The 7,036-nt window shown below is 56.1% G+C and carries 5 protein-coding genes; 4 read left to right on the top strand and 1 reads right to left on the bottom strand.

Going from position 1 to position 7,036, the window contains the following annotated elements; genetic code table 11:
• Positions 1-280: 280 nt before the first annotated feature.
• Positions 281-2,536, bottom strand: coding sequence for a bifunctional diguanylate cyclase/phosphodiesterase (locus AC13RM_RS11930; RefSeq protein WP_488555049.1), 2,256 nt, complete (start codon positions 2,534-2,536; stop codon positions 281-283).
• Positions 2,537-3,293: 757 nt separating this feature from the next.
• Here AC13RM_RS11930 and AC13RM_RS11925 point away from each other — a divergent pair.
• From AC13RM_RS11925 to AC13RM_RS11910, 4 genes are read left to right on the top strand one after another with little or no spacing between them, the layout of a single operon-like run.
• Complete coding sequence (locus AC13RM_RS11925) at positions 3,294-3,971, top strand: invasion associated locus B family protein (protein ID WP_488555048.1); 678 nt, start codon at positions 3,294-3,296, stop codon at positions 3,969-3,971.
• 20 nt (positions 3,972-3,991) lie between these two features.
• Complete coding sequence (locus AC13RM_RS11920) at positions 3,992-5,785, top strand: ShlB/FhaC/HecB family hemolysin secretion/activation protein (RefSeq protein ID WP_488555047.1); 1,794 nt, start codon at positions 3,992-3,994, stop codon at positions 5,783-5,785.
• A 35-nt stretch (positions 5,786-5,820) separates the two neighbouring features.
• Positions 5,821-6,261, top strand: coding sequence for a hypothetical protein (locus AC13RM_RS11915; protein WP_488555133.1), 441 nt, complete (start codon positions 5,821-5,823; stop codon positions 6,259-6,261).
• Between the two features lie 58 nt (positions 6,262-6,319).
• Positions 6,320-6,874, top strand: a complete 555-nt coding sequence (locus AC13RM_RS11910; RefSeq protein ID WP_488555132.1) for a hypothetical protein — start codon at positions 6,320-6,322, stop codon at positions 6,872-6,874.
• Positions 6,875-7,036 lie beyond the last annotated feature (162 nt).

Below are 7,036 nucleotides of genomic sequence, written 5' to 3'. Positions count from 1 at the left end.
CCTCGGGGATAGGATCGAAGGCGCGGCGGCGGTCAACGCTTCGAAAAAGGGGGCGCCTCGCTAAGGGGAAAGCACGAGCAGTTTCGAAGTCCTTCAATCCCCGTCGGATGGAAACCTGGGCTTTCGGACAGGAGGTCAGCACGCTTAAGTCAGGAAGTCTGCCCTGATACGGCGAGGTTCCAATGTCGCTGCGCGTGACGGAGGTCTTCCGACGTGCGGAGGGGAGTGGAAGCTCATCCATCGCCATGCCGATATGCTGGAGTCTTCCTCATAGGCGGGGCTATCCCACCCGCGTGAGTTCCTTATCCTTCGTGCGACAGAATTCGATCAACTGCTTTGAGGACATTGGTCGTGCCAGCGCGTAGCCTTGCAGCAAATGGCAGCCGAGCTCTTTCAAGATCTTCGCATGCTCCATCGTCTCTACGCCTTCAGCAACGATGTCGATATTCTGCGATCGGCCGATTTCGATAATCGAGGAGACCAGGCGGCGCTGGGATGGAGACGTGACGATCGGTTTTATAATTTCCCGATCGATTTTAAGCCTTCGTGGCTCAAATCTAAGCAAACTGACGATACTGGCATGTCCGGTGCCGAAATCATCGATCTCGATTTCAATACCGAGCTCTTTGACGGCCGGAATTATCTCATCGAGAGCTGGTTGAAGATCGTCGAAAGAGATTGTTTCAAGCAGCTCAAAACACAGGCGACCCTTGGCTAGAGGAAGCCCAGCCAGTTCGGTAAGCAGATTTGCCTGCGCCAGTCGACGTGCTGAAATATTGACCGAGACGCGCGGGATGCGCATTCCCAAGCTGTCCCATCTTGTAAGCTCGAACAGCGCCTTTTGCAGGATGAGCCGATCCATATCGCCGGAGCGTCCCAAATTTTCCGCGGCGGCGAGAAATTTATCCGGGGTGAGCAGACCTTTTTGCGGGTGATCCCAACGGGCAAGTGTCTCGACGCCCGCGATATCCAATGTGTCTGCATGAAACTGCGGCTGGAAGAATGCAACCAGTTCATCGCGATCGAGCGCATGATTGAATTCGTCCGCCAATTCCTTCGTATGGATTGCAGCACTGCGAAGCTCCTCGGTGAATATGGCCGCACGGCCCCGACCCCTCTTCTTCGCTTCGTAGAGAGCCAAATCGGCATTGAGACGCAGCTGACTGAGATCTTGCTGCACACCTTCAGTCTCCCAGGCGACGCCGACGCTTGCTCCAACCACACACTCTAAACCGTCAACGAACAGGGGCAGCTTGAGTGTGTCGACAATCTGTTGAGCCAATTCGATTGCCCTAGGCGTGGGATCGGCGCTCCAGCTAGCGAAGATGAACTCATCTCCGCCGATCCGAGCCGCCACGTCGTTTGGGCCGGCCAAGTTGACAAGACGCAAAGCCGCCGCCTGTAAGACCGTATCACCTCCGGCATGTCCTTTGGTGTCGTTGATCTCCTTAAATCGATCCAGGTCGATATGAATCAGTATTAGACAATCTTTCGGACCGGGCCTCGGCGGCTGTGAGATCATCTGGTCGATAAATCGGCGATTGGGAAGGCCCGTCAGGGCGTCGTGCAAAGACAGGTGCTCGAGCCGTTGCCGTGCTCGAACAAGCTTTTTCTTGTGAAGGCGAAGCTTTTCGATGGTTCTTTGGCGTGATTTGGTCAGAAAGCCTATCCAGACAATCGGTGCAAGGACACACACGGACAATAAGCAAGCATAGAGCTCGAAAGTGGCCAATCCCCTGTTTTGGCCCCATCCGTCCCTAGGTACTGCGGCAAGTGTCCATCGGCCATAAGTCATATCCACGGATGCCACGACCGGATTCTTCGAAAAAGTATCCAGGTCGCCGAGAAAAACTTGCTTTTGCACCGTCGGTTCCGGTGTGTCGCTGATGGCAATCTCGAGATCGGTGGATCCCAGACCGCTATCTTGGTAGAGCCTCGGTATGTCTACAATCCCAGAAACAAGACCCCAGAAGATCTGGCTTGTTCCGTCCGTGATATAAACTGGGCATCTGACCACAAAAGCCCTTCCGCCTTGAAGGAGGTCCACAGGGCCCGTCAGGACAATATTATGAGTATTGCGCGCCAGCATTGCGCTATCGCGTTGCTTTTCGTTCGTTCGATAGTCGAGACCAATCGCTTTTTGGTTTGGTTTTTCTGGATAAACCCACTTGACCACCATGCCGGGGGCTGCGGCGAAGCTTCGCAACTGTGAATCTGGCTGCAAAATCTCCCCGGCGAGTTTGGAGAAGGCTTTTTGGTCCATCGTCGGATTGACGGCGATACCTGCCGCCAGGCCTTGCAGCAGCTTCACATTGCCGTTGAGGTTCGTTTGAAGCCGAGATGATATGGAGGCAAGTTCGCCGGCAACGACTGCCCGTTCGTCGGCTAGTGATCGCTCCAACCGCCAGTTGGTTGCAACATAGACGACGATTACTGCGATGATCGTCGCAAATAATGCCGGAGCAAATGCGCTAGTATGGTTCAGTACAGAACTCGCGAAGCCGCGCAATATCTTTGGATTTCTTCGAAACTTCATTAGGTTGCCGGTATTTGAGACAGACCTGCATCCTTGCACAGTTTCTTTAAAGTAACGCTAAGGTCGCCCATTGACCTTCTGTCGAGGAAGGCTGTCCGCTCTTCTTGAATCGGAAGACCGAATATTATTATCACAGGGAGCCGAGCTGCCAGGAATACCATCTCCAGAAAAGCACCCGATTACCGAAGATCCTTACCCCAATTTTCTTCCCGCTCGCGACCAGGAAATAGTTACAGTGCCTGTGCCCCACCAAGTCGCTGTCACACCAAAGTCCCCTACCAAGGGAGGCCGTCCATACATGAATCTCTCGAGCTGGGCCATCGAAACGCTTCAAACTAAGCCGCCTGCTTGGTGTTGGGTTTCAAATTCGCGCTGAATGGCAGCTCATAATCCGTGATGCGCTCTTAAGCAGCAAAAGCAGGTAAATGATTGGCATCATTCCAGACGATCTAGGATTGGTAGGGCGCGCTCCGCCGATCGGCCCTGGGGAGAGGTGCGTTCAAGCGCAAGCAACAATTTTATTCAATTGCTGAACGTCGGTGTTGTAGATTTTACACGCATATCTGAAAACGAGCGTGTGAATTGCCTATGTGCTTGCTACTTTTTGCTGTACTTTTTTAGAAATCTGCTATTGAGCGGATCAGGCCCATGATCGGCTACGCCACCCTGTGGTGAATCTTCCTGATTTTTGACCGATATGCCGATTGAGCAAGGTACACCTTGCCCAAGCGAATGGCTTTGACTTTGGGTAATTCGTATGTCCCCCGCCAATAAGACCCTTTCCTTCAAGACCCTGACTCCAGCAGTTTTTCTTTCTTCGGCGTTGCTTGCATTTTCGGCGGCGGCGCAGGAGCAGCCCGCTCCGGCCGCAAACACGACTACGGGCAGCGAAGCTGCTCAGGCTACAGCTCCGCAGGCAAGCGAACAGCAGCCAGCACCGCAGGCACGCGTTCAGAAATTCGACGACTGGTACTATCGCTGCATCGACGGCAAGGCAGCGGATGGCGCTGCAGCGGAGAGCTGCGAAGTCGCGCAGATCGCGACAGTCAAGCAGGGCGACCAGGATGTGAACATATTGACACTGGCGGTTGCCAAGGTGTTGCAGACGCCGGCCGCAACAGACAAGAAGGCGGCCAAGCAGCCTGCCAGTGAACTGGTGCTGACCACGCTGGTGCCGCTCAATATGTATCTGCCGGCCGGCATCAGCATCGATGCAAGCGACAAGCCGGTCGTGCAGTTGGCCTACCGCAACTGCAACCAGGCTGGCTGCTGGGCACAGCAGAAGCTGGATGCCAAGATGGTGTCGGCCCTTTCCAAGGCTGCTGATGGCACCGGGCACGTCCAGATGATGAATGGCCAGAAGGTCAACATCAAATTCTCGCTGAAGGGCCTGTCGGCGGCTCTGGACGCACTGCAAAAGCCTGCCTCGAAGTAAGCGGACGGCGGGAATAGCTCATGACACTGGCTTTAGGGTCGCCTCCCGCGCGGAGGGGGCGAGGCTTTTCGAAGTCGTCATCTCTTGCGGCGTTTGCCGTCGCGTTGCTGTCGGTGATCCTGGTATCGGCCCAGGCTGTCGCGCAGCAATCGCCGAACGACGACTTCGCGCGCCGCCAGGCGCAGGAAGCGGAACAGCAGCGGCTGCAGAGCCTGGGTCAGATGACGCCAAAGCCTTCTCCGGCCGAAGTTCAGCAGCCGGAGAAGGCCGGTGGCGGCAAGGCTGGCCCGTGCTTTGCCATTACCCGTATCGAGGTCGAGGGCGTCAAACAGTTTTCGGCCGGCGCGATCGACAAGGTCACCGCTCCTTACGCGAACCGCTGTGTCGGTGTCGGCGAGATCAATGCGCTCTTGCGCGACCTTACGCATCTTTATCTCGATAAAGGTTTTGTCAACTCCCGCGTCTATGTACCGGCGCAGGATATCGCCAAGACCAAGGTGCTGCGCCTCGTTGCCGTCGAGGGGACACTCTCTGACATCTACATCAACGGTAAACCGGTTTCGGGTCCCCGTGCCGCAGGCTCCGGCGTGATCGCCACGGCCTTTCCCGGCATGAAGGGCGAGATCACCAATCTGCGCGATATCGAGCAGGGTCTCGACCAGATCAATCGCCTGACCTCCAACAATGCCAAGACGGCGATGCTGCCGGGCAAGACGGACGGCACCTCGATCCTCAATATAGAGAACAAGCCCAGCCAGCCCTGGCATCTGTCATTCGGCAACAGCAATCTGGGCCAGGAGCAGACCGGCTATTCCAAAAGCTCGGCCTCGATCGGCTACGACAATCTTTTCGGCATCAACGATCAGTGGAATTTCGGCTACGAGCATACCGGCCCGGATTATCCTTGGCGCAAGGATGGCCATGGCAAGAGCAACAGCTATTCCGGCAATGTCAGCGTGCCCTACGGCTACTGGACCTTTTCCGCCAACGGCTCTTGGTATGAATATGACAGTTCCGTTCCGGGTAATTTCGGGCCGCTCAATACGTCAGGTGATTCCAAGCAGGTCAGCGTCGGCGCCGATCGGGTGATCTTCCGCGACAAGGATTCGATCACCACCTTCAACAGCGGCCTGACCTACAAGGAAACCAACAATTTCCTGCTCGGCAACCGGATCGAGGTTGGCAGCCGCAAATACACGGTCGGCGATCTCGGTGTCTCGCATTCGCGCCGTATGCTCGGCGGCCTCTGGGTCTTCGATCTCTCCTACAGCCAGGGGCTCAATCTCTTCGATGCCGTCGCTCCTGGCGATGCGGGTGCAGGCAATGCCGATCCCCGCTTCTCGAAGTTTTCAGGCACGATCACTATGACGCGGCCCTTCGATGTGGCGGAGCAGCATTTCGAGATCAATTCGATCGTCACCGGGCAATATTCCGCCGACAATCTGTTTGGAGCAGAGCAGATCTCGGTCGGCGGTTATTCCTCCGTGCGCGGCACGCGCGAAACCATGCTTTACGGCAATAACGGCTTCTTCATCCGCAACGATCTCGTCTGGCGGACGCAGCCTTTTGCCGACAATGCCGCGCTTGCAAAGATTCTCGGAGAGTTCAGGCCCTATGTCGGTCTCGACTACGGTCGGATTGCCCGCCAGGCCCGCTATCAGATTGCCGGCGGCGACATGTTCGGCTGGACGGTCGGGGCCAAGCTCGCCGGCGGCAATGTCAATTTCGATATGGGTTATTCCGATGTTCTCGGCGGCACGGTCGACCGCCGCGACTTCGGACTTCTTTTCGTAAGTACTTCAATACGTTGGTAAAAGTGTAACAGGGTAAAATCATGAGTTTCACAATGATGAAAGACCGAAAGGCTCTCGCGCTATCCACCGCAGTGCTTTTGAGCTGTTCAATCATACTGTCGGGTTGTGGTGGCCGAGAGGCGCATCCGATCGCATCGACCACTGCGGGTGATACCGGACTGCAGTGCAGCGGCATCAATCGCGAATTTGCGGCGAACGAACGTCAGATACTCTCGACCGTCAAGGAGCGTTCGCAGGCCCAGGGCAAGAATGTCATCCTCGGCGCCACGGGTGTTCTTCTGTTCTGGCCGGCCCTGTTTTTCATGGATCCTAAATCGCCGGAGAAGATCGAGATCGACGCCTTGCGCAATCGCAATCAGGTGCTGACGGATCTTGCGCGTTCGAGAGGATGCGCGGCGCCGAAATCTCAATTGGGCGAACTTTACAAAAAACTCGACGGCGGCGTGAAGACCACACCGGCCACAAGAGGCGGCTGAGAAGATGAAGATGGATTTGCGCTTGATATTTGTAACCGGTGCCTTGGGGGCTCAGCTGATGCGGTATATCTCCGGCAGTATCGCCCTTGTTCTCGCGATGTTGCTTGCATCCTGCGTCACAACGGACCCAAGGCTCGTGGCCGCTCTTCAAAAGACCTCCGTGCGCGAAATCCGCATCGAGACAGCACCTGATGTCAAAATGACAGGCCTTTTCACGGAAGGTAAACCCGATCCACAATTGGCCACGGTTGTTCGCGTCTTGAAAGGGACCATGGAGAAGGAGCTGATCGGGTTACCGGGCGGTCCAACGCGAGCGCGGTTGGTCGTTAGCCTGCACGTGGTCGATCTGGCTACGAAGGTTGGTCGTGTTCTCATTCACAGCGACAGCCAAATTTCGGGAATAGCTAGGCTGGAAGACGCCAAGACGGGTCATCTCATTGCCGAGCAGCCCGTTGCGGCAGGTAACAGCGGCATGCGCGGCGAGGGGCTCGGCATATTTGTGGCCATGGCTGTCAACGCAGCTTCGGCCGCAGGGCCCGACGATATTCTGGCGCAACGGCTGTCGAACGCCTTCACTCAGCAGGTCAAGCAGTGGTTGCTGACGAAGAAATAGCGGCAAGGCCGGCCATGGCGCAGGTTCCGCAGCAATGAGCATCGTAAGCGACCCATCTTATTTGGAATAGGTTTACCTCAACCGAAGCCGCAATTGACGCCGGTCTCGTAGCACCGGTGTCGTTTTCGATCAGCCAGTTACAACTACGGCGAGATTGGTTTG

The organism is Martinezella sp. CNPSo 3732, assembly GCF_057784515.1.
Note: the sequence above shows the minus strand (reverse complement) of the source record. Positions and strands in the feature narration are given on the sequence as shown.